Source organism: Microbispora hainanensis (genome assembly GCF_006874475.1).
GTDB classification, from domain to species: Bacteria; Actinomycetota; Actinomycetes; order Streptosporangiales; family Streptosporangiaceae; genus Microbispora; species Microbispora hainanensis.
Genome location: NZ_VIRM01000053.1, coordinates 18,273 through 41,444, shown reverse-complemented (window position 1 = coordinate 41,444; position 23,172 = coordinate 18,273). Strand labels below are relative to the sequence as shown.

The 23,172-nt window shown below is 70.8% G+C and carries 17 protein-coding genes and 1 other RNA gene; 13 read left to right on the top strand and 5 right to left on the bottom strand.

Translation table 11 applies throughout. The annotated features are described in order from the left end of the window. Positions 1-4: 4 nt before the first annotated feature. Positions 5-595, bottom strand: coding sequence for a hypothetical protein (locus tag FLX08_RS40935; RefSeq protein WP_167530649.1), 591 nt, complete (start codon positions 593-595; stop codon positions 5-7). Between the two features lie 298 nt (positions 596-893). On the opposite strand from FLX08_RS40935, the gene FLX08_RS32020 reads away from it, so the two are divergent. After that, positions 894-1,715: a tryptophan 2,3-dioxygenase gene (locus FLX08_RS32020; protein ID WP_142623995.1), complete on the top strand. Its 822-nt coding sequence runs from the start codon at positions 894-896 to the stop codon at positions 1,713-1,715. Positions 1,716-1,741: 26 nt separating this feature from the next. Then, the gene (locus FLX08_RS32015) at positions 1,742-6,685 is read left to right on the top strand and encodes an NAD-glutamate dehydrogenase (protein WP_142623994.1); all 4,944 of its coding nucleotides are present in this window, start codon (positions 1,742-1,744) and stop codon (positions 6,683-6,685) included. Between the two features lie 13 nt (positions 6,686-6,698). Here FLX08_RS32015 and FLX08_RS32010 read toward each other — a convergent pair whose 3' ends face one another. Then, positions 6,699-7,769 (bottom strand): DUF8094 domain-containing protein, encoded by a 1,071-nt coding sequence (locus FLX08_RS32010; protein WP_142623993.1) that lies wholly within the window; start codon positions 7,767-7,769, stop codon positions 6,699-6,701. Positions 7,770-7,852: 83 nt separating this feature from the next. Between FLX08_RS32010 and prfB the strand changes: the two genes are divergently transcribed. Continuing rightward, positions 7,853-8,971, top strand: coding sequence for a peptide chain release factor 2 (prfB, locus tag FLX08_RS32005; RefSeq protein ID WP_142623992.1), 1,119 nt, complete (start codon positions 7,853-7,855; stop codon positions 8,969-8,971). On the opposite strand, the gene FLX08_RS32000 is transcribed toward prfB, so the two are convergent. Continuing rightward, positions 8,965-9,153, bottom strand: a complete 189-nt coding sequence (locus FLX08_RS32000) for a hypothetical protein (protein ID WP_142623991.1) — start codon at positions 9,151-9,153, stop codon at positions 8,965-8,967. The two genes, prfB and FLX08_RS32000, sit on opposite strands and share 7 nt — an antisense overlap. 179 nt (positions 9,154-9,332) lie before the next feature. Between FLX08_RS32000 and ftsE the strand changes: the two genes are divergently transcribed. The 6 genes from ftsE to FLX08_RS31970 all read left to right on the top strand — a co-directional run bounded on the left by ftsE (position 9,333) and on the right by FLX08_RS31970 (position 14,835). Continuing rightward, positions 9,333-10,022 carry a cell division ATP-binding protein FtsE gene (gene ftsE, locus FLX08_RS31995; protein ID WP_079315626.1) on the top strand — a complete coding sequence of 230 codons (690 nt, stop codon included), beginning with the start codon at positions 9,333-9,335 and terminating at the stop codon, positions 10,020-10,022. Positions 10,023-10,036: 14 nt separating this feature from the next. Beyond that, on the top strand, positions 10,037-10,936 hold the full coding sequence (ftsX, locus tag FLX08_RS31990) for a permease-like cell division protein FtsX (RefSeq protein WP_142623990.1): 900 nt from the start codon (positions 10,037-10,039) through the stop codon (positions 10,934-10,936). A 56-nt stretch (positions 10,937-10,992) separates the two neighbouring features. Further along, a complete protein-coding gene (gene smpB, locus FLX08_RS31985) occupies positions 10,993-11,475 on the top strand; it encodes an SsrA-binding protein SmpB (protein WP_142623989.1) in 483 nt (160 codons plus the stop codon). Positions 11,476-11,478: 3 nt separating this feature from the next. Beyond that, on the top strand, positions 11,479-13,386 hold the full coding sequence (locus FLX08_RS31980; protein ID WP_142623988.1) for a penicillin-binding transpeptidase domain-containing protein: 1,908 nt from the start codon (positions 11,479-11,481) through the stop codon (positions 13,384-13,386). Between the two features lie 292 nt (positions 13,387-13,678). Then, positions 13,679-14,064: a transfer-messenger RNA gene (gene ssrA, locus FLX08_RS31975) on the top strand. A 198-nt stretch (positions 14,065-14,262) separates the two neighbouring features. Then, positions 14,263-14,835, top strand: coding sequence for a UTRA domain-containing protein (locus FLX08_RS31970; RefSeq protein ID WP_244313062.1), 573 nt, complete (start codon positions 14,263-14,265; stop codon positions 14,833-14,835). Here the strand turns inward: FLX08_RS31970 and FLX08_RS31965 are convergent. Together FLX08_RS31965 and FLX08_RS31960 are read right to left on the bottom strand one after the other, a co-directional pair. After that, entirely contained in the window at positions 14,808-15,848 is a 1,041-nt protein-coding gene (locus FLX08_RS31965) for an adenosine deaminase (RefSeq protein WP_244313061.1), read from the bottom strand. The two genes, FLX08_RS31970 and FLX08_RS31965, sit on opposite strands and share 28 nt — an antisense overlap. Before the next feature lie 79 nt (positions 15,849-15,927). Further along, positions 15,928-17,001, bottom strand: coding sequence for a S1C family serine protease (locus tag FLX08_RS31960; RefSeq protein WP_142623987.1), 1,074 nt, complete (start codon positions 16,999-17,001; stop codon positions 15,928-15,930). Positions 17,002-17,170: 169 nt separating this feature from the next. On the opposite strand from FLX08_RS31960, the gene FLX08_RS31955 reads away from it, so the two are divergent. The 4 genes from FLX08_RS31955 (at position 17,171) to FLX08_RS31945 (ending at position 23,172) form a co-directional block, all read left to right on the top strand. After that, complete coding sequence (locus FLX08_RS31955) at positions 17,171-19,378, top strand: acyl-CoA dehydrogenase family protein (RefSeq protein ID WP_142623986.1); 2,208 nt, start codon at positions 17,171-17,173, stop codon at positions 19,376-19,378. A 134-nt stretch (positions 19,379-19,512) separates the two neighbouring features. Further along, positions 19,513-21,222 (top strand): MmpA family trehalose lipid delivery protein, encoded by a 1,710-nt coding sequence (locus FLX08_RS31950; RefSeq protein ID WP_208761787.1) that lies wholly within the window; start codon positions 19,513-19,515, stop codon positions 21,220-21,222. A 187-nt stretch (positions 21,223-21,409) separates the two neighbouring features. Then, the gene (locus tag FLX08_RS43085; RefSeq protein WP_256862666.1) at positions 21,410-21,541 is read left to right on the top strand and encodes a hypothetical protein; all 132 of its coding nucleotides are present in this window, start codon (positions 21,410-21,412) and stop codon (positions 21,539-21,541) included. A 221-nt stretch (positions 21,542-21,762) separates the two neighbouring features. Next, positions 21,763-23,172, top strand: a complete 1,410-nt coding sequence (locus FLX08_RS31945; protein ID WP_244313060.1) for a glycosyltransferase family 4 protein — start codon at positions 21,763-21,765, stop codon at positions 23,170-23,172.

Below are 23,172 nucleotides of genomic sequence, written 5' to 3'. Positions count from 1 at the left end.
CGCGTCACCGCAAGGTCCCGGGCGTCTGCCCGGGCTGCGGGGGAGGAGCCTGGGTGGTGCCGGGCTCCGGCGCCGGTGTTCGCGTCGCCTCCTCGGCCGGCGCCGTGGGCCGCGCGGTCCCAGTGGCCGACGGCGCGGGAGTGGACTCGCCGGAGATCAGCACGTCCGGCTCCCGGACCGGGGAGGGTGCCGGGCTCGGCGTGCGGATCCTCCGCTTGGCCGGGGCGGCGGAGGGCGCCCTGCTCGCCGGTCGGTGAGCGGTGGGCGTCCGCCGCACGGACGCCGCCGTCGCGCGCGGCGTGCCGCTCGGAGCTGCCTCATCCACGGGGACGTCCCTGCGCCCGGACCTCCGCGACGGCGCCGGGGAGCCGGCAGGGGAGCGTTCCATGCTCTGCTTTTCCTGGGGCTGGGGTCCCTGCGTGCCGGGCCATCCCATCGGGGGCAGCTCGGGGCCGGCCAGCGCTCCGCTCACCAGGGTGAGGGTCAGCGCGAGGACGACGATCGCCCCGCCGACCGCGGCGGCCGTCAAGATCCTGGCCCGGCGTCCGCTCTGGTCCACGAAGACGGCCGTACGCTCCGGACGATGATCTTCCACGACGGATGATCGTACGCGAATCGAAAGCAGCTTCGAGAAGTGAACACCGTTTCGTGATCCGGCATTTCGGATTTCCCGATGACCGGCGCGGGGCCTCCCGATCACCGCGGGGCGGCGCGCGCATCGGCCCCCTCGGCGGGAGTGGGGCTGGTTAAATGGGGCAAGGTCAACCCCCTGGTCACAAGGGTCGGGACTAAGTTGACGTTTGTGCCGTTTTGGGGTGGTATCGGGGGCGGTGGTGCCGGGCTTCCGGTCAATGGGGACCGGAAGGAACGCGCCCATCGTGGAGGAGTGGCGCATGCCTGCGACGCCGTACGGCCGGGCCGGGTCCGGAGACGTCCTGCCCCCGCCGCGCAGCTTCGGCGAGGAGGGCGGGCGCCTGTCCTATGGCGGGTATCTCCGCCTCCCCGAGCTGCTCGCCCAGCAGGAGCAGCGATCCGGGGCCAGCGACGAACTGCTGTTCATCACCGTTCACCAGGTCTATGAGCTGTGGTTCAAGCTCCTCCTGCACGAGCTGGAGCGGATCAGGGACGCGATGATCGAGGGTGCCCTGTGGCGTGCCAGGCACCTGTTCCGCCGGGTCCACGCGGTGGAGAAGGTGCTGGTCGACCAGGTCCAGGTGCTGGAGACCATGACCCCCCAGGACTTCCTGGAGTTCCGGTCGGTCCTCGCCCCCGCGAGCGGCTTCCAGTCGGTGCAGTTCCGCGAGCTGGAGTTCCTCTCCGGCGTCAAGGATCCGACGTACCTCGGCCGGCTGCGGGACGCGAGCGAGGCGGAGCTGGCCAGGCTCCGGCGTCGGCTCGGCGAGCCGACGCTGTGGGACGCCTTCGTCACCGCTCTCTCCCGGCGGGGTCTGCCCGTCTCCGACGAGGAGATCATGGAGTCCCTGCTGGCCGTCGCCCGTGACCGGGGATCGTACGACGATCTGTGGGATCTGGCCGAAGATCTCCTCACCCACGACGAGACGACCGCGCTCTGGCGGATGAGGCACATGCAGATGGTGGAGCGCCAGATCGGCACGAAATCCGGTACGGGGGGCTCCTCTGGGGCACCGTACTTGAGGGGAAGGACGCGTTTGCACTTCTTTCCCCTGCTCTGGGAACTGCGGGCCTGGCTTTGAATCCTCACAAGGGAGTGAGTAGTGACATGCCGCTCGAAATGGCGCTAACTCGGCAGGAATCGGACGAAGCACTGGACGAGCTTCTCCGCATCGCCGCCGAGAGGTGTGCGCGCGCGCCGGGAGCGCTGCAGGTGGAGGGCGAGGACGTCCTGGCCTTCCTGAGGCGGTACTACCGCAACGTTCCGGTGGAGGACCTGGTCGACCGCGACCCGGTGAACGTCTACGGCCCCGCGATGGCCCACCGCCACCTGGCCCAGCACCGGCCCCAGGGGCGCGCGCTGGTCCGCGCCTTCACTCCCACCCTGGAGGAGCACGGCTGGGATCCGGGCCGCTCGGTGGTCCAGATCGTCACCGACGACATGCCGTTCCTCGTCGACTCGGTGACGACGGAGCTGGACCGGCACGAGATCGGCACCCACCTGATCGTCCACCCGCAGATGCGGGTGCGCAGGGACATGACCGGCGAGCTGCTCGGCCCCGACAAGGAGGACGTCACCGGGCAGGTCATCCGCGAGTCGTGGATGCACATCGAGATCGACCGGCAGACCGATCACGCCGTGCTCAAGGAGCTGGAGAACGACCTGCAGCGGGTGCTGCTCGACGTGCGCAGCGCGGTCGAGGACTTCGCCAAGATGCGGGCGATGGCCGTGCAGACCGCCGAGGACCTGGCGGTCAACCCGCCGCCGCTCGACCCCGCGCAGGTCGAGGACGGCATGGAGCTGCTGCGCTGGCTGGCCGACGGGCACTTCACGTTCCTCGGCTACCGCGAATATCGCCTGGAGGACACCGACGGCGGCGCCGCGCTGCGCGGCCTGCCCGGCACCGGGCTCGGCATCCTGCGGGCCGACAAGCCCGGATCGGCCAGCTTCGCGGCCCTGCCGCCGGCCGTGCGGGAGAAGGCGCGGGAGAAACAGCTCCTCATCGTCACCAAGGCCAACAGCCGGGCCACCGTCTACCGGCCCCACTACCTCGACTACATCGGGATCAAGGTCTTCTCGCCCGAGGGCGAGGTGATCGGCGAGCGCCGCTTCCTCGGCCTGTTCACCCACGTGGCGTACAACGAGTCGATCTCGCGGATCCCCGTGCTGCGGCGCAAGCTCGCCGAGGTGCTGGAGCGGGCCGGGCTGTCGCCCGACAGCCACGACGGCAAGGATCTGATGGAGATCCTGGAGACTTACCCGCGCACCGAGCTGTTCCAGATGTCCGTCGACGAGCTGCTGCCCATCGCGCTCGGCGTGCTGCGGCTGCGCGAGCGCAAGCAGGTCAAGCTGTTCCTGCGCCGCGACGACTACGGCCGCTACATCTCCTGCCTGATCTTCCTGCCGCGCGACCGCTACACCACCAAGGTCCGCCTGCACATGCAGCGCATCCTGATGGAAGCGCTCGGCGGCACCTCGCTCGACTACAGCACGATGATCGGCGAGTCGGCGCTGGCCCGGCTGCACATCGTGATCCGCGGCGAGCGCGGCAAGCCGCTCGCCGAGACGCCGGTCGACGTCGAGGAGCTGGAGGCGCGGCTGGCCGCCACCACCCGCACGTGGGAGGACGACCTCGCCGCCGCGATCAACGAGCTGTGCCCGGAGGAGGACGCGCCCCGGCTGCTGCGCCGCTACGGCTCCGCCTTCCCCGAGGGCTACAAGGCCGACTTCCCCGCGCGTACGGCCGTCGCCGACCTCAAGCGGCTGGAGGCGCTCGACGAGGAACCGAACGCCATCGGCATCAACCTCTACGAGCCGTACGGCGCGGACGAGGGGGAGCGGCGCCTGAAGCTCTACCGGCTGGGCGAGCCGATCTCGCTGTCGCGGGTGCTTCCGCTGCTCACGCGGATGGGCGTCGAGGTGGTGGACGAGCGGCCGTACGAGATCGACCGTGACCACGACCCCCGCACCAAGGACGCCTGGATCTACGACTTCGGCCTGCGCTACACCCCCTCGGAGGATGTGCACCGCGACGAGTTCAAGCGGCTCTTCCAGGACGCGTTCGCCGTGCTGTGGCGCGGCGAAGTGGAGAACGACGGCTTCAACGCGCTCGTGCTGGCCGGTGGGCTCACCTGGGAGCAGGCCGAGATCCTCCGGGCGTACGCCAAGTATCTGCGGCAGGCCGGCGCGACGTTCAGCCAGTCGTACATAGAGAAGGTGCTGCGCGGCAACGTGCGGCTGGCCCGGCTGCTGGTGCGGCTGTTCGAGGCCAGGCTCGACCCGCGCCGGCCCGACGACGCCAGGGCGGAGGTCTGCGACGCGCTGACCGAGGAGATCCTCGCCTCGCTGGACGAGGTGGCCTCGCTCGACGAGGACCGCATCCTGCGGGCCTACCTGGAGATGATCCAGGCGACGCTGCGCACCAACGTCTTCCAGGCCGCGCGCGACGACGGCCGCGACGCCGGCGACGCGGGCAGCCAGTTCGTCACCGGCAGGCGCAAGCCGTACATCTCGCTGAAGTTCGACCCACAGGCGATCAGCGTGCTGCCGCGGCCCCGGCCGAAGTACGAGATCTTCGTCTACTCGCCGCGCGTCGAGGGCGTGCACCTGCGCTTCGGCAAGGTCGCCCGCGGCGGCCTGCGCTGGTCGGACCGCATGGAGGACTTCCGCACGGAGATCCTCGGCCTGGTCAAGGCGCAGATGGTGAAGAACACCGTCATCGTGCCGACCGGCTCGAAGGGCGGCTTCGTCGTCAAGCAGCCCCCGGCCGGCGGACGCGACGAGTTCCTGGCCGAGGGTGTGGCCTGCTATCGCCAGTTCATCTCGGGCCTGCTCGACCTCACCGACAACCTGGTCGCCGGGCAGGTCGTGCCGCCGCCCGACGTCGTGCGGCACGACGGCGACGACACCTACCTCGTGGTGGCCGCCGACAAGGGCACCGCGACGTTCTCCGACATCGCCAACGAGGTCGCCAAGGAGTACCGCTACTGGCTTGGCGACGCCTTCGCCTCCGGCGGGTCGGTCGGCTACGACCACAAGGCCATGGGCATCACCGCGAGGGGCGCCTGGGAGTCGGTCAAATACCACTTCCGCACGCTCGGCGTGGACGTGCAGACCACCGACTTCACCGTGGTCGGCATCGGCGACATGTCCGGCGACGTGTTCGGCAACGGCATGCTCCTGTCGGAGCACATCCGGCTCGTGGCGGCCTTCGACCACCGGCACGTGTTCATCGACCCCGACCCCGACGCCGCGCGGAGCTTCGCCGAGCGGCGGCGGCTGTTCGAGCTGCCCAGAAGCTCCTGGGACGACTACGACAGGAAGCTCATCTCGGCGGGCGGCGGCGTGTGGCCGCGCACCGCGAAGTCGATCCCGGTGTCGCCCCAGACGCGCGCCGCGCTCGGCCTGCCGTCCAACGTCACCGCGCTCGCGCCGAACGACCTGATCAGCGCGATCCTGCGGGCCCCTGTCGACCTGCTGTGGAACGGCGGCATCGGCACGTACGTCAAGGCGTCGTCGGAGACCCACGCCGACGTGGGGGACAAGGCCAACGACGCGCTGCGGATCAACGCCGCCGACCTGCGCTGCAAGGTCGTGGGCGAGGGCGGCAACCTCGGCTTCACCCAGCGCGCCCGGATCGAGTTCGCCCTGAACGGCGGGCTGATCAACACCGACTTCATCGACAACTCCGCCGGTGTGGACACCTCCGACCACGAGGTGAACATCAAGATCCTGCTCGACCAGGTCGTCCGCGACGGCGAGATGACCGACAAGCAGCGCAACCAGCTCTTCCTCGACATGACCGACGAGGTGGGCAGGCTGGTGCTGGAGGACAACTACGCCCAGAACGTCGTGCTCGCGGCGGCCCGGGCGCAGGCGCCGGAGATGCTGCACATCCACTCCCGCTATCTGCGGAAGCTGGAGCGGGCCGGGCTGGTCGACCGGGAGCTGGAGTTCCTGCCGTCGGACAAGGTGCTCGCCGAGCGGCGCCAGGCCGGGCTCGGGCTCACCAACCCCGAGTTTGCGGTGCTGCTCGCCTACACCAAGCTCGTGGTGGACGCCGAGCTGCTGCAGTCGGACATCCCCGACGATCCGTCGCTGGCGTCGTGGCTGGTGTCGTACTTCCCCTCGGCCCTGCGCGAGCGCTTCCGGCCGTACATGGACTCCCACCCGCTGCGCCGGGAGATCATCACGACCCGGATCGTCAACGACGTGGTGAACTTCGGCGGGACGAGCTTCGTCTTCCGGTTCGGCGAGGAGACCGGCGCCTCGACGCCCGACATCGTGCGGGCCTACCTGGTGACGCGGGAGGTCTTCGACCTGCCGTCGTTGGTGCGCCAGATCGAGGAGCTGGACAACGAGGTGGACACCTCGACTCAGCTCGCGATGCTGTTCGAGGCCCGCAAGCTGTCCGAGCGCGGCACCCGCTGGCTGCTCGGCAACCGCCGTCCGCCGCTCGACCTCGCCTCCACTGCCCGCTACTTCGTCGAGGGCGCGGGCGGCCTGCTGCCCCACCTGCCCAAGCTGCTGACCGGCCCCGACCTCGCGGCGTACGAGGAGCGCAGGGACTCCTTCGTGGCCAGGGGCGTGCCCGGCGAGCTGGCCGAGCGGGTCGCGGCGATGGTGCCGGCCTACTCCACGTTCGACCTGGTGGAGATCGCGGCCTACACCGGCCGGCCGGTGAGCGAGGTGGCCGAGGTCTACTTCGACCTGGCCGACCGGCTCCAGCTCGCCCGGCTGCGCGAGCGGGTGATCGCGCTGCCGCGCGACAGCCGGTGGAACTCGATGGCCAGGTCGGCGCTGCGCGACGACCTGTACGCCGCCCACGCGACGCTGACCAGGGACGTGCTGATCCACAGCCGGCCGGGCCTGTCGCCGGAGGAGCGGCTGGCGAGCTGGACGGAGGCCAACCAGGCCGCGGTGACGCGGTCGCGGCAGACGCTGTCGGAGATCTGGGAGAGCGACACCTTCGACCTGGCGACGCTGTCGGTCGCGCTGCGCGCGGTGCGGACGCTGGTGTCCACCAGCAACCTTCCTCACCCGGAGGCGTGACCGTGCCGGTCGATCAGTGGTTGGAGCCGCCGGTGACGATGCCCTCGTAGCCGACGACGTGCGCGGGCGCGGTGGACGCCTTGGGCGGCACCGCGCTCACGTATTGCTGGGTCTCGATGATCTGCCGCTTCTGCCGGATGAACAGGCTCTTCGTGGGGCTCAGCAGCCAGCGGGCCTCCGCGGGCACCGCCACCGGACGCCCCTCGCCGCACTTGAGCCCCTGCGGGCTCGGGGTCCACGAGGACGTGCGGATCAGCGTGTAGAGCATCATCGCGCCGCCGTCGCTCGTGCGCAGCGCGAAGATCGGATAGTTGGGGGCCGAGGCGAAGATCGACTCGTAGTTCATGCAGTCGTCGGCCTTCGCCGTCTCCTTGGCCTTGCTGATCTCGTCGTAGAAGCCCGTCGTCTGCGGGCCGGGGGCGATCAGCCCGGAGGCGTAGCCTTTGGGGCCCTCCTCGGCGACCGTGGCGTGCAGCGGGCCCATCAGGTTGGGGCTGATGGCCACCGAGCCGTCGCGGGCCTCCAGCGCCGTGGCGTACCCGTCCTCGTCGAGGGCGACCGGGGGTGGGGTCTCCCCGGGGTAGAGGAGCGACGCGAAGCTGTTGAGCCACCGGCCGTCCTGGCCCCGCCGTACGAACGTGAACACGCCCGTGCGGACCTCGCCGGAGGTGTCGCGCCGCCGCGCGGTGGCCGCGAACCAGACGGTCGAGCGGCCGCTCTGCCGGGGCACGAGCACGTTGCGGCGATCCCACGTGTAGTGGGCGGGCTTGCCCGCCCGCGAGTGGATGCCGGCGATCGTGATGGGCCGCTGGCCGTCCTGCGTGAGCAGGAGCGCCCACCGGCCGGCCCCGGCCTGCCGCAGCACGTTGTCGGTGTCGAGGAACGCGTCGAACGCCTCGGAGGCCTCATCCAGGGTCACGGCCGGGGAATTCGCCGACGACGACGGGCTCGCGCCGGGACTCGGCAGGGCGGAGGTGGCCGCCGCCGGGCTGGCCGTCGGCAGGGCCGGCTCCCCGCCCGAGCAGGCGGCGATCGTGGAAGTGAGAAGGGCAACGGCCAGCGCACTCCGAACGACCCCGTTCACGCCAGCCTCCCCATGCAATCGATGCACATGCTACCGAGGCGGACTGCCTGACCGGGTCTCCGATTCGCGTACCCTTTACAGACGTGGCAGTCATCGATCCAGCCGAAGAGATCAACGAGCTTAGCGGCACGCTGAGGGGCATTCAGGACGTGCTCGACCTCGACGCCCTGCGCAAGCAGATCGCCGAGTTGGAGGACCAGGCTGCCGCGCCCGACCTGTGGAACGACCCCGAGCAGGCGCAGCGCGTCACCAGCAAGCTGTCCCACCTGCAGGCCGAGGTCAACCGGGTGGACGGCCTGGGCCGCCGCCTGGAGGACCTGCCGGTCCTGTTCGAGCTCGCGTCCGAAGAGGGCGACGAGGACGCGCTGGCCGAGGCGGAACGGGAGCTCGCCGCGCTCAGGTCCGAGGTCAGCGCGCTAGAGGTCCGGACGCTCCTGTCGGGCGAGTACGACGCCCGCGAGGCGCTGGTGACCATCAACGCGCAGGCGGGCGGCGTCGACGCGGCCGACTGGGCCCAGATGCTGCTGCGCATGTACCTGCGGTGGGCCGAGCGCAAGGGCTACCCGGCGGAGGTCTACGAGACCTCCTACGCCGAGGAGGCCGGCATCAAGTCGGCCACGTTCGCGGTCAAGGCCCCCTACGCGTACGGCACGCTCAGGGGCGAGCACGGCACCCACCGGCTGGTGCGGATCAGCCCGTTCGACAACCAGGGCCGCCGGCAGACCTCCTTCGCGGGCGTCGACGTGGTGCCCGTGGTCGAGCAGACCGACCACATCGACATCAACGAAGACGACCTGCGCATCGACGTCTACCGGTCGTCCGGGCCGGGCGGCCAGGGCGTGAACACGACCGACTCGGCCGTACGGATCACCCACCTCCCGACCGGGATCGTGGTCTCCTGCCAGAACGAGCGGTCGCAGCTGCAGAACCGGGCGACGGCGATGGCCGTCCTCCAGGCCAAGCTGCTGGAGCGCAAGCGCCAGGAGGAGGCCGCGGCGATGAACGAGCTGCGCGGCGAGACGACGACGTCGTGGGGCACGCAGATCCGCAACTACGTCCTGCACCCCTACCAGATCGTCAAGGACCTGCGCACGGGCGTGGAGGCGGGCAACCCCTCCGCCGTCCTGGACGGCGACCTCGACGAGTTCATCGAGGGCGAGATCCGCTGGACGCGCCGCCAGGAGTCGGGTGACGGTCAGTAACCGCTGACGTGCGTGAGCGCGACGAGCGCCACGACCAGTAGCACGATCAGCGCGATGGCCAGGGGCGACAGCCCCATGAACCCGTGGTGGTGAACCTTGGCGCGGCCCTCTCGGCAGACGGGGCAGCGCCCCTCCACCACGGGGCCCGCGCACGCGGCGCAGATCAGATGTTCGCAGCTCATAGCAGCTTTACCGCCCCATCGCCCAAGGGCTAATCGTTTTGTTTCCGTTATGGACGTTCCATGCCAGTGTTACCCCTAGACTGGCCTCTGGCCAAACGGAACGTCGATCCAGAGCAAAGTGACCGGCGACCCCCAGACCGGCCGTCCAACCCCCTAGACTGGCTAGCCGTGATGCGCCCGTGATCCATTTCGATAATGTCACCAAGGTCTACGCGAACCAAAACCGGCCCGCCCTCGACCACGTGAGCGTGGACGTCGACAAGGGCGAGTTCGTGTTCCTGGTCGGTCCGTCAGGGTCGGGGAAGTCCACCTTCCTCCGGCTGGTGCTGAAGGAGGAGCGGCCCAACAGCGGCTCCATCCACGTGGCCGGCAAGGACCTGTCGAAGCTGTCCAACTTCAAGGTGCCGCACCTGCGCCGCCGTATCGGCTGCGTCTTCCAGGACTTCCGGCTGCTGCCGAACAAGAACGTCTACGAGAACGTGGCGTTCGCCCTGGAGGTCATCGGCAAGCCGCGCCGCTTCATCCGCAAGGTCGTCCCCGAGGTCATCGAGCTCGTCGGCCTCGAGGGCAAGGCGCACCGCATGCCGGAGGAGCTGTCCGGTGGCGAGCAGCAGCGGGTCGCGATGGCCCGCGCGTTCGTCAACCGGCCGATGATCCTGCTCGCCGACGAGCCGACCGGAAACATCGACCCCGCCACGAGCATCGGCATCATGAAGGTGCTCGACCGAATCAACAGGACCGGCACGACCGTCCTCATGGCGACACACGACGCCGCGATCGTCGACTCCATGCGCAAGCGCGTGGTCGAGCTCGAGGACGGCAAGATTGTCCGCGACCAGTCGCGCGGCGTGTACGGCCAGGCGTATTAGGAGTAACTGGGACCATGCGGGCCAACTTCATCTTCTCCGAGGTCTGGATCGGCCTTCGGCGCAACCTCACGATGACCATCGCGGTGATCGTGACGGTGGCGGTCGGCATGGCGCTGCTCGGCGTCGGACTGATGATCAACTCCCAGGTCTCGAAGCTGACCGGCTTCTGGAGCGACAAGGTCGAGCTGTCGGTCTACCTGTGCACCAAGGGCTCGCCCTTCGAACCGTGCAAGAACAGAGGCGCGGTCACGCAGGAGGAGAAGGGCAACCTGGAGCAGACGATCAAGGCGCTGCCGGACGTCGAGCGGGTGCAGTTCGAGAACCAGGCCCAGGCGTTCAAGAACTTCCAGAGCACGGAGAGCAACACGCTGCTCCTCTCGGTGACCAAGCCCGAGGACATGCCGGAGTCGTTCCGGGTCAAGCTGAAGGACCCGGAGAAGGCGGCGGCCGTGGCCGGCAGCCTCAAGGGGCAGCCCGGCGTCTCCAACGTCGTCAACGAGCGCGACCTGCTCCAGTCGGTCTTCGGCTTCATGGACACGCTGCGCAACGTGGCGCTCGGCATCGCGATCCTCATGGTGATCGCGGCGACCCTGCTGATCGGCAACACGGTCCGGCTGTCGGCGTACAACCGCCGGAGAGAGACCGGCATCATGCGGCTGGTGGGCGCCTCCAACATCTACATCCAGCTGCCGTTCGTGCTGGAGGGTCTGATCGCGGGCCTCATCGGCGGCGTCCTGTCCGGTGTGATCCTGATCATCGTCAAGGTCTTCATCTTCGAGTCGATCCAGACCTATATGGCCGCGCCCCTCGGCTGGGACACGGTCGCGGGCGTGATCACCGGCACCATGGCCATCGGCGTGCTCATCTGTGTGCTCGCCTCTTTCGTCACCTTGCGCCGCTACCTGCGGGTGTGAGCCCGCACCGCCGCGCAACTCGTTTCCGCCCTTCGAGGCGACGGTAGGCTCCCCTTATGCCACGTGAGACCGGGCGCAAGCTGATCGCCCAGAACAAGCGTGCCAGGCACGACTTCTTCATCGAGGACACCTACGAGGCCGGTCTCGTCCTGACCGGCACCGAGGTCAAGTCCCTGCGGGCGGGAAAGGCCAACCTGACCGACGGCTACGCGTCGGTCGAGGGCGGCGAGGTCTGGCTGATCAACGTGTACATCCCGGAGTACAGCCAGGGCACCTGGACCAACCACGCCGCCCGGCGGACGCGCAAGCTGCTGCTGAACCGCAAGGAGATCGGCAAGCTCGACGCGACGCTGAAGGAGAAGGGCCTCACGCTGATCCCGCTGTCGATGTACTTCAAGGACGGCCGGGCGAAGATCGAAATCGGCGTCGCCAGGGGTAAGAAGGACTACGACAAGCGGCAGACGCTCATGGAGAAGCAGGCCAGCCGGGAGATGGCGCGGGCCATGTCGAACGCGGTCCGCCGGCGGGGGGGCCGTTAGCCCGTGTCCTTCCGATCATTCGGGGTCGTCCGGGCGAGAGCCGTACGGGCCGCGCTCGCGCTGGGGCTGGCCGCGCCCCTGCTGACCGGCTGCTTCGAGGAGCCGACGCCGCACGACGCGGTGCGCGACTTCCTCGTCGGCTGGCAGACGGGCGACTACGCCGCCGCCGCGCGGCGCTCCGACGGCAACGCGGCGGTGGTGCGCAAGTCGCTGGAGGACGCCCGGCTGCAACTCGACGCCGCCTCGATCCGCTTCACCCTGCGGGGGATCAGCCAGGACGGCGACGCGGCGCAGGCCGGCTACCACGCCGAGGTGGACCTCGGTGAGAACAACCCCCTCTGGCAGTACGACGGCAACCTGCCCCTCCACCTGGTCGGCGGCCAGTGGAAGGTGCGGTGGTCGCCGAGCGTCATCCACCCCGACCTGCACCCCGGGCAGCGGCTCGCGGTCGCCACCGTCCCCAAGGGCCGCAAGCCGATCCTCGACCGGAACGGCAACCCGTTGCAGAACGAGACCGTGCTGCACGTCGCCGGGGTCATCCCCGCCAAGGTCAAGGACGCCGGCCGGCTCTGCGACCAGCTCTCGAAGGTCACCGGCTTCGCCCAGGACCGCCTGCTGAGCCGCATCCTGTCGTCGCCCCCGCAGGACTTCGTCCCCCTCGCGACGTTCGGGCGGACGAAGTTCGCCCAGATCCAGTCCAAGCTGGAGGCCATTCCGGGTCTGGAGTTCCAGATCGACAACCCGCCGGTCGCCCCCAAGTCGCCCACCCAGATCGTCGGGGTAGTCACGGCGATCACACCGGAGGCGGAGCAGAAACTCGGCGGACCGCAGCGGGCCGGCGACACGCTCGGCCGCGACGGCCTGCAGAGGGCCTACCAGGACCAGCTCACCGGCTCGACCGAGACCCGGGTCGTCATCCTCGACAACGCTACCGGCCGGCAGGTCAAGGAGCTCAAGGCGTGGCCGGGACGGGAGAACTCGTCGGTCCAGACCACGATCGACAGCCGCCTGCAGAACGTGGGCGACTCCGCCGTGGCCGGACCCCGCCCTGCCGCGCTCGTCGCGGTGCAGGCATCCACCGGTGAGGTGCTCGCCGTCTCCACCAACCAGCTGCACCAGGAGAACGACGCGCTGGCCGGCAAGTTCGCGGCCGGCACCGCCTTCTCGATCATCGCCGCGGAAGGACTGCTCGAGTCGGGCCTCGACCCGAAGCAGAAGGTGCCCTGCAGCGCCGACCGCACCGTGGGCGGCGCCCGCTTCCAGCAGCCGGGCGTCGTCGGGGTGACGACGCCGACCTTCCAGACCGACTTCGCACAGGGCTGTGTGACCGCCCTGGCGTCGCTGGCCCGGCGGATCAGCGGGCAGCGGCTGGCCGACAGCGCGACCCAGTTCGGCATCGGCGGCGACTGGAGGCTGCCGCTGAAGACGTTCAGCGGGTCGATGAACGCCCCCAAGGGCGACGCCGCCATCGCGAAGATCATGGCGGGTCAGGGTGCCCGCGTGAGCCCGCTGGCGATGGCCCTCGTCGCCGCGGCCGTCAAGTCCGGCACGTGGCGGCCGCCGGTGCTGGTGACCTCGCCCGCCGCCCCCGACCCGTCGGCCGGCGGTGGCGCCACGCAGGCCACCGCCCAGCCGGTGACGCTCGACCCCGCGATCACCGCGAAGCTGCGCACGCTCATGCGGGCCGGTGTGACGTCCGGCGCGGCCTCCGCCGCCTCCGCCCCCGGCGACCCCGTGTACGGCGTGGCCGCCGAGGTCACCCAGACGGAGAAGAAGGAGCGCACCAGGCTCTCGTGGTTCGTGGGCTGGCAGGGGGACGTCGCGATCGCCGTGCTGTCGGAGAGCGGCGACCTGGCGGCCGCGTCGGCGATCGCCGGGAGCTTCTTCCGCGAGGCTCAGCCCCAGATCTGAAAAAGGCTCGGAGGCGAGCAACCATCAGGGCGGCGACCGGCGTCTTTCTAGGTGACTGGGACCCGCTTGGGGGGTTGCGGGCCCAGTCGCCGTGATGAGGACAGGGCTCCATCTCGGGGGGAGCCCTGCCCGTCTCGACCGGCTCGACCCTGCCGGTCGGCCCCCGGGACGCGCGCCACAGGCCGCGATCCCGGGGGCTTCGGCGTCCCACCGGAATTCGAGTCGCGTCGCCGGTGTTGTCACGAGTAAGCTTGTCTTGCCAGGCCCTCGGGTCTGGATTGACAACTGCACAGGGGGTGACCGGTTTCGACTTCGACATTGCAAGTCAGGGGAAGCGGGTCGGGGACTGCGGACATAACCCCGTCAACACTGTGACCGCAAAACAATAAGTGCCAATAAGAAGAGCACTGAGGTCAGCCAGGCTTCCCTGGCTCTCGCCGCCTAAGCAGCGAGTAACCTCTGTCAGCCCGGGAGTGCCTTCGGCCCGGAACTGACATCGCTAGAAGGCTCAACCGTCCGGCCCGGTCACGGGGCCGTACGGGAAACCAAACAGTGACTGGGCCCGTCGGCGACTCGCCTGTGAGATTGCCGGGGCCGAGAAAAGCGCAACAGGCTGCACCCGGAGAAGCCCTGTCTTGGTGTTGAAGGACGCGGGTTCGATTCCCGCCACCTCCACATCTCCGCCGAAGGGCGGGGAGGAAGCGAACGCTTCCTCCCCGCCCTTTCCGCTGTCTGCCGGACTTCGGACCGGACGCGTCGCCTAGTGGCACGCCTACGTGCCGTAGGTGTCCGGGCCGGTGCCCCGAACCGAGGACGAGTACGGAGTCGCGGATCGTGACGAGTACTGTCGGGGCGGTACGTGGGAGGGGATCCGCCGTGGGGGAGCTGGAAGTCGTGGGGGAGCCGAGAGTGCTGGTGCGGCGGGCGTTGCCGTCGGAGCCTGCCGTTCGGGGATCGGCCTCGTTGTTCCTGACGGAGGCCCAGATGCAGGGGGTGCGGGCCGGGCGGCGGATGCTGTACGTCGGCGCGGAGCCCGCGTCGGAGCATGTGGCCACCGGGCTGCGGGTCGAGCCGGGCACGCCGGTGCTGGCCCGGCGCAAGCTGCTGCTCGCCGGCGACGTGCCGGTGCGGGTCGCCACGAGCTTCCTGCGGCTCGACCTCTTCGGGGACACCCCGTTGTGCGAGCCGGGCTTCCTCGCGCCGAGCCTGCAGGCGCGCATCGAGGAGCAGGGCCACCGGTTCGGGCGGGCGGAGGAGCAGCTGGTCGCCCGGCCGCCCCGGGACGACGAGGCGGCCACGCTGCACCTGGACCTCGGCGAGTGGGTGGTCCAGATCGTGCGAACGGCTTATTCGGCCGATGACCTGCCGATTCACCTGCTGGAGACCATCTGCGCCGCCTCCCGGCACGTCTTCGACATCGCTCAGGTGAGCGGCGCCGACGAGTTCTGAGCGGCGTACGCGTCGATCTCCGCGAGCAGCGCCGACTTGCCGTCGGCGCCGAGGAAGGACGCCTCCACCGCGGCGCGGGCGAGGCCGGCGACGCCCTTCTCGTCCAGGGAGAGCAGCTCGGCCGCCACGGCGTACTCCCGGTTGAGGTCGGTGCCGAACATCGGCGGGTCGTCGCTGTTCACGGTGACCGGCACCCCGGCGGCGACCAGTGCGGGCAGCGGATGCTCGGCGAGGCTGGGCACGGCCCCCGTGCAGACGTTGGAGGTGGGGCAGACCTCCAGTGTGATGTTGTGCTCGGCCAGGTGTTCCAGCAGCGCCGGGTCGCCCACGCTGTGGATGCCGTGCGCGATCCGCTCGGCGCCGAGGTCGCGTACGGCCTGCCAGACATAATCGGCGTCGGTGACCTCGCCGGCGTGCGGCACCGAGTGGAGCCCGGCGGCGCGGGCCGCGGCGAAGTGCGGGGCGAACTGCGACCGGGGCACTCCGGTCTCCGGGCCGCCGAGGCCCAGGCTGACCAGGCCGTCCGGCCGCTGGCCGAGCGCGACGGCGAGCGTCTGATCGGCGGGCGGGCCAGGGATGCCGGGGATGTCGAAGCACCAGCGCAGCACGGTGCCGAAGTCCGCCTCGACCCTGCGGCGGGCGTCCTCGATCACCTCGCAGAACTCCTGCGGGGCGAAGCCCCGGACGAGCTGGGAATGGGGTGTCACGGTCAGCTCGGCATACCGCACCTGCTGGGCGGCCAGGTCGCCGCCCACGCCGTAGGTCAGCGTCCACAGGTCCTCCGAGGTCCTCACCAGGTCCACCACCTGCAGATAGACCTGGAGGAAATGAGCGAAGTCGCGGAAGTCGTAGAACGCCGCGACCTCGGCGGGGTCGGCGGGCACGGGCGTCGTTCCCTCATATCGGGCGGCGAGCTCGGCGACGATGTGCGGGGACGCCGCGCCGATGTGGTGGACGTGCAGCTCCGCCTTGGGCAGCCCGGCGATGAACCGGGTGAGTCGCGGTGAGATCACGGAATCGAACGTAACAAGCAGGTAGGAGCCGCCTCCAAGCGTTTCCGCGCTATCTCACACCACTTTGTCAGGATCGGGGTCATCCTCCGGCGGGCAGTTCGCCGAGGACGACGGTGACCGTCTTCTTGGTGCCGTCCGGCAGCAGCAGCTCGACCTGGGCCCTGTCGCCCGGTTTGAGCGTCGCCAGGACCTGCGCCAGGTCGGTGGCTGTGGGCGTGGGCGTGCCGTTGACCTTCAGGATCACGTCGCCGGCGCGGATGCCGGCCTTGTCCGCGCTGCCGCCGGGGGCCACCGAGCCGACGGCCACGCCGATCGGCTCGCCGGCCGCGTCGACCGCCGTGCCCACCCGTACGCCGAGGGCCGCCCGGTGGCTGTTGACGACCCGGCCATACTGGATGATCTGGCGGGCGACGTCGGTCGCGGTGTCGCTCGGGATCGCGAAGCCGAGGCCGGGCGCGGTGCCCTGGTTGGGGTCGACGGCGGCCAGCGTCGGGATGCCGATGACCTGGCCGGACAGGTCGACCAGCGCGCCGCCGCTGTTGCCGGGGTTGATGGGCGCGGAGGTCTGCACGGCGTTGGTGATGGTCGCGGCGCCGCCGCCGGCGTGCCTTTCGCCCGTCACGGTGCGGCCCAGGGCCGACACGATGCCCTGGGTCACGCTGCCGGAGAAGCCGAGCGGGTTGCCCATCGCGAGCACGATCTGGCCGACCTTGAGGTCGGCGGAGCGGCCGAAGGTCGCGGGCGTGAGCCCGGTCTTGTCCTCGACCTGGATGACGGCCAGGTCGCCGGCGGGATAGGAGCTCACCAGCCTGGCCCTCCTCGGCTTGCCACCGGTCGCCAGCGTGACCTGGAACGTCGTGGCGGCTCCCACGACGTGGGCGTTCGTCACGATGTGGCCGTCGGTGTCGTAGACGATGCCCGAGCCGAGCGCCTCCCCTGTGGTGATCTGCACGATCGACGGAAGGACGCTCTTGATGACCTGTTCGTAGGTCATCTCCAGCTCGATCGGGCGGGTCGGCAAGGGCGCGGCCGTTCTCGTCTTCGGAGGGGCGGTCGGAGAGGCGATCTCGGTTCCCGGCGAGCATCCCCCCGCGACCAGCACGGCCACGGCTGGGGTGGCGACCGTGCGGAGGACCTTCCGTGAGAGCTGCATAGTCCCCTGTCTACCTGCGCTTACGGTCGCCGCAAGGCGGCGCGCCGGGACCGGCGCAGCTCATGACGGGCGCCGGGAACGGCCGATACCGGAGCGCGCGGAACCCGGCCTAGCCAGCGAATATTCCTCTAGAATATGGTTCTACAAGGACCTAGGGCTGGAGGATCTTATGGCGATCGGGCTGAGCGAGGAGCACGAGGCGCTTCGCGAGTCGGTGAGCGGATGGGCCGAGCGGGCCGTGCCCGCCGAACTCGTGCGAAGCACGGTGGGCGTCCTCGCCGATCCGGGAACGGAGGAGCGCCCGGCCTTCTGGCCCGCCCTCGCCGGCCAGGGGCTGCTCGGGCTGCACGTTCCCGAGGAGTTCGGCGGCTCCGGCTACGGCCTCCTGGAGGCGGCCGTGGCGATCGAGGCGCTGTCGGAGCGGGTGGCGCCCGGCCCGATGGTGCCGACCGTGCTCGCCAGCGCCGCGATCCTCGCCTCCGAGGGCAAGGCCCAGGCCGAGCTGCTGCCCGGGCTCGCGGACGGGTCGCTGACCGGCGCGGTGGCGCTCGACGCCGAGATCACCGGCGTCCGCGACGACGACGCGCTGACGATCAGCGGCGCGGCCGGATATGTCCTCGGCGCGACGGTCGCCGACGTGCTGGTCCTGCCGGTGGCCACGGACGGCGGCGAGGAGTGGGTGGCCATCGACGCCGCCCAGGCGACGGTCACCGCCGTCAAGTCGCTCGACCTCACCCGCGGCGTGGCCAAGGTCGAGCTGGACGGCGTACGGGTCCCCGCCGAGCGGGTGCTGACCGGCCTGACCGGCGCCGAGGTGCGGAACGTGGCCGCGATCGTGCTCGGGGCGGACGCTGCCGGGGTGGCCGCCTGGTGTGTGTCCGCCGCCGCAGACTACGCCAAGGTCCGGGTGCAGTTCGGCCGCCCGATCGGCCAGTTCCAGGGCATCAAGCACAAGATCTCGCGGATGCTGGTGGCGCTGGAGCAGGCGCGGGCCACCGTCTGGGACGCCACCCGGGCGGAGGGCGCCGAGCGCGACTACGCCGCCGCCATCGCCGCCGTCATGGCGCCCGACGCGGCGGTGCAGTGCGCCAAGGACGCGATCCAGACGTTCGGCGGCATCGGCTACACCTTCGAGCACGACGCGCACCTCTACTACCGCCGGGCGCTGACCCTCCGCGCGCTGCTCGGCTCCTCCTCGGAGTGGTCCGACCGGGTGGCCGGGCTCGCTCTCCAGGGTGTCGCCCGGGAGATGGAGATCGACCTGCCGGAGGAGTCGGAGCCGCTGCGCGCGTCCATCCGGGCGGAGCTCGCCGAGATCGCCGCCCTGGAAGGCGCCGAGCAGAAGCGCGCGCTGGCCAAGGCCGGTTTCGTCATGCCGCACCTGCCCGGGCCCTGGGGCCGCGCGGCCTCACCGCTGGAGCAGGTGCTCATCCACCAGGAGGTCAGGGCGGCCAAGATCAAGCCGCCACAGATGATCATCGGCGCGTGGGTGGTGCCGTCGCTGGTCACGTACGGCACGCCGGAGCAGCAGGAGCGGTTCCTGCCGCCGACGCTGAGCGGCGAGCTGATCTGGTGTCAGCTCTTCTCCGAGCCGGAGGCCGGCTCCGACCTCGCGTCGCTGCAGATGAAGGCGGAGAAGGTCGAGGGCGGCTGGAAGCTCAACGGCCAGAAGATCTGGACGTCGGTGGCGCACGTCGCCGAGTGGGCCATCTGCATCGCCAGGTCCGACACCTCCAAGCCCAAGCACGACGGCATCACGTACTTCCTCGTGAACATGAAGGCGCCGGGCGTCACCGTGCGGCCCCTGACCGAGATGACCGGGGAGAACCTCTTCAACGAGGTGTTCCTCGACGACGTCTTCGTGCCCGACGAGATGGTCGTCGGCGAGGTCGACGAGGGGTGGCGCGTCGCCAGGAACACGCTGTCGAACGAGCGGGTCTCGCTGTCGTCCGGCTCGGGCGGCACCGGCGCCTCCGTACCCGACCTGCTCGGCCTCGTCGGCCGGCTCGGCCGTGAGCTCACCCCCGCCGAGCGGCAGGACCTCGCCCGCGTCGTCTGCGAGGCGCACTCGATCAACGCCCTGTCGCTGCGGGTGACCCTCAAGCAGCTCGCCGGCAGCGAGCCGGGCGCCGACGCGTCGGTGCGCAAGCTGCTGTCCACCGCGCACGCGCAGCACGTCTCCGAGGTGGCGGTCTCGCTGCTCGGCACGGCCGCCGTCACCGCCGCCGACTGGAAGCTCGGCGACGCCGGCTACTGGAACCGTGCCGTGCTCGCCACGCGCGCGATGACGATCTACGGCGGCACCACCGAGGTGCAGCTCAACATCATCGCCGAGCGCATGCTCGGGCTGCCCCGCGACCCCGAGCCGGGCAAGTAGCCCTCGGGTGATCGGCCGGTCATGCAGGCCCCCGGGCGCCCGGGTGACCGGCACTAGCCTGTACGACTATGTGGCGGCCCTTCCGGTTTGCGTGGCGTGGCCTCGGGGGGCGTGCCGGCGCTTCCCCAGGGGCGGTGCTCGTACGGCTGGGGCCGGTCCTGCTCGGCCTGGCGTTCGGGGTACTGGCGCTCGGGCCCGCCCTCGGGCCGGGATTCGTCCTGCGCTACGACATGGTCTTCGTGCCGGACCCGCCGGTGCGCCTCGGCGACGGCTTTCCCCGGGCCGTGCCGAGCGACCAGGTCGTGGCGGTGCTGTCGGCCGTGATCCCGGGCGAGATCGTGCAGAAGGCGATCCTGCTCGGGCTGTTCGTGCTGGCCGCGTCGGGGGCCGCGGCGCTCGCGCGCGACGCCCTGCCGGGGGGCGGGATCGTGCCCCGGCTGGCCGCGGCGGCGTTCTACGCCTGGAACGCCTATCTGGCCCAGCGCCTGCTCATCGGCCAGTGGGCGCTCCTGCTCGGATATGCCGGGCTGCCCTGGGCCGTGCGCGCAGTGTCGCAGGCCGTGTCGCCCGCCGTGTCGCCCGCCGTGTCGCGCGGCGGGGCCGTGCGGCTCGCGGTGGCCCTCCTGCCCGCTGCCATAGGCGGGTTCCAGGCCATGCTCGTCAGCGCCCTGACCGTCCTCCCGGTGGCCGCGCTGCGCCAGAAGGGCGACCGCGGGGAAGGCGGCGGTGGAGGCCGGGCGCGGGCGGTGCTGACCACGGCGGGCGTCCTCGCCGTGCTCGGCCTGCCGTGGCTTATCCCGGCGCTCGCTTCGGTGGCCAGGGCGGACGCCGCGGCCGATCCCGCCGGGGTGGCCGCCTTCGCGCCCCGGGCCGACGGGCCCTTTGGAACGCTCGGCAGCCTGCTCACGCTCGGCGGCATCTGGAACTCCCATGCCGTCGTGCCGGGACAGGAGATGCCCGCGCTCGCCGCCGTCCGCCTCGCCCTGGCTCTCGTCGCGGTCGCAGGGTTCGTACGGCTCGGGTTCGTCCGGCTCGGGTTCGTACGGCGGCCCGCATGGTGGCGGGGCCTGGCCACGGCGGCGTGCGCAGGTGTCCTGATCGCGTGCGCCGGGGCGTTCGCGCCGGGCGCGCCGCGCGCGCTGATCGGCTGGTGGGCCGGGTTCGGCCCGCTCCGCGACGGCCAGGCGTACGTCGCGCCGCTCGCGCTGGCGCAGGCCGTGGGGGTCGCGGTGGCGGTGACGGCCCTGCGCGCCGCCCTGCCCGCGCCGGTCGCCGTGGCCGCGGTGGCGGTGCCGGTGCTGGCCCTGCCGACGTTCGCGCTGGGCGCCTTCGGCAGGCTCGGGACGGCCGGCTACTCCGAGGAATGGCGCCGCGTGCAGGCCGTCGTCAACGGGGATCCCGCCCCCGGCGCGCTGCTGTCGCTGCCCTGGAGCGCCTACCGGGCGTTCTCGTGGAACGGCGGCCGGGTCGTCCTCGATCCCGCCACCAAGATGTTCTCCCGGCCTGTGGTGTGGAACGACGGGCTCGTCGTCGGCGCGGGTGACGGGACACGGATCCGGCTGGCCGCCGAGAGCCCGCGCGCGCGGCGCATCGGCGCGCTGCTGGCCGCGCCCGAGGCGGCGCCGACCACTGCGTCGCCCACTGCGCCGCTCTCCGTGCCGCTCTCCGTGCCGCTCACTGCGTCGCCCACTGCGTCGCCCACGGCGTCACTCACAGCGGCGCTGCGGCGGGAGGGAGTGCGGTACGTGCTCGCCGGAGGAGTCGATGAGAACACGTTCTTGTCTCGGCTGCCGGGAGCGGCCCTCGTCTACAGGGGTCGGGAACTTCTCCTGATGCGTCTGTGATCTGGGAAGACCTGCGTCTCGCGGCATACTGGACGGTAAGTCTTTTTATCACGGTTTGACCAAGGCTATGGTGTAGGAGCTGTATCACGTTCTAATCTCGGCCCACCGTACTACCCCAAGACACCGTAGATATCCCAAGACACCGTGCATACCAAGACACTGTGCGTTCCGACAAGGAGGAAGCCACGTGTTGAAGGTGCTGGCTGCTCTCGCGGTCGGGGCCGTGCTCGCCGGCGTCGCCTCCGTGGCGGTCGTCAACGTGGCCGCGCCCACCGCCGAGCCGCCGAACAAGCCGCTCTACAACTACGGCGACAGGTGAGCGCACCAGACCTGACGCCCGTGCCATAAGGACTTTCTCGAAAAGGACTCCCCGCGAAGACCCAGTTCGTCAGGGGCGTGGTCGCGCCATGCCCTCATGCGTCCGTGCCCCGGTTCGCCCGCACCGCCCCGCCCGCCGCGCCCCCGGACCACCCGTACAGCCGGCCACTCGCGCGGTGCCTCCCCGAACTCGCCCGAGACGCGTCACCCGAAGGAGTGGTCGTGGTCGCACAGGGTGCGAAGGCGAAGTCCTCGGGGCACCCGGCCCCTCTCGAACCGCCCGACAGGCCGCATCTGGCGGCCACCGGCACGGCCGCGGCACCCGCCGCCGTTCTCCTGCTCGACGGCGTACGCGTGGCCGTGCTGAACTTCCGCGAACCGAGCCAGACCGTCGCGGGCGGCGCGGAGGAGTACGCCTGGCGGGTCTCGGCCTACCTCGTCGGCCAGGGGGCGCGCGTCCACTTCCTCACCAGCCGGGAGCGCTTCCAGACCCGGGGCGAGTCGCGTGACGGCATCGAACTGCGCCGGATGGGCAACAAATACCTGGTCTACCTTCTCGTCCCGCTCTGGCTGTTGCTGCACCGCCGCCGGTTCGACGTCATCATCGACTGCATGAACGGCATCCCGTTCTTCTCGCCGGTCGTGGCACGCCGCCGTACGCGGGTGATCTGCGTGGTGCACCACGTGCACGACCGGCAGTTCTACGCCTTCTTCCCCCGGTGGCTGGCGCGGATCGGCTGCTTCATCGAGGGGCCGGTGGCGCGGCTGCTCTATCGGCGGTGCACGACGGTGACGGTCTCCGAGTCGTCCCGCGACGAGATGCGTGCGCGCCTGCGCTGGCTGGCGCCGATCGAGGTGGTGCCCAACGGCAGCCCGACCGCACGGCCCGTCGCGCGGGAGCCGGTGCCCGGCGATCCTGCCGTCGTCTACCTCGGCCGCCTGGTCGGCCACAAGCGCGTCGAGCGGGTGGTCGAGCTCGCCGCCGAGCTGGTGCCCGGCCGTCCCGGCCTGCATGTCCACGTGATCGGGCGAGGCCCCGAGCACGAGCGGCTGGCCGAGCGGGCGGGCAGGCCCGACGTGGCCGGACGCGTCCACCTGCACGGGTTCCTGCCCGAGAGGGAGAAGAACGCGGTGTTGAGCGGCGCCAGGCTCAACGTCACGGCCTCCGAGTTCGAGGGATGGGGGCTGACCGTGATCGAGGCGGCCGCGCTGGGGGTGCCCACCGTCGCCTACGATGTGGCCGGCCTCCGCGACTCCGTACGGCACGGCGTGACGGGGTGGCTGGTGCGCGACGGCGAGCGGCTCGCCGACGTGGTCGGCCAGGCGCTGCGCGAGCTGGACGACCCCCTGACCAGGGCGCGGATGGCACGGGCATGCCGCCAATGGGCGGGCGAGTTCACCTGGGGGAAGACGGGGGCGGCCATGACCAGGCTGGTGGCGGGCGAGCTCGACCGGCTCCCCGCGCGAACCCCCGGCGCCGGCTCGGAGAAGTCCGGCTCGGAGAAGTCCGGCCCCGAGAAGTCCGGCCCCGAGAAGTCCGGCCCGGAGAAGTCCGGCCCGGAGAAGTCCGGCTCGGAGAAGTCCCGCTCCGGGAAGTCCGGCTCTGAAAAGTCCCGCTCCGGGAAGTCCTGA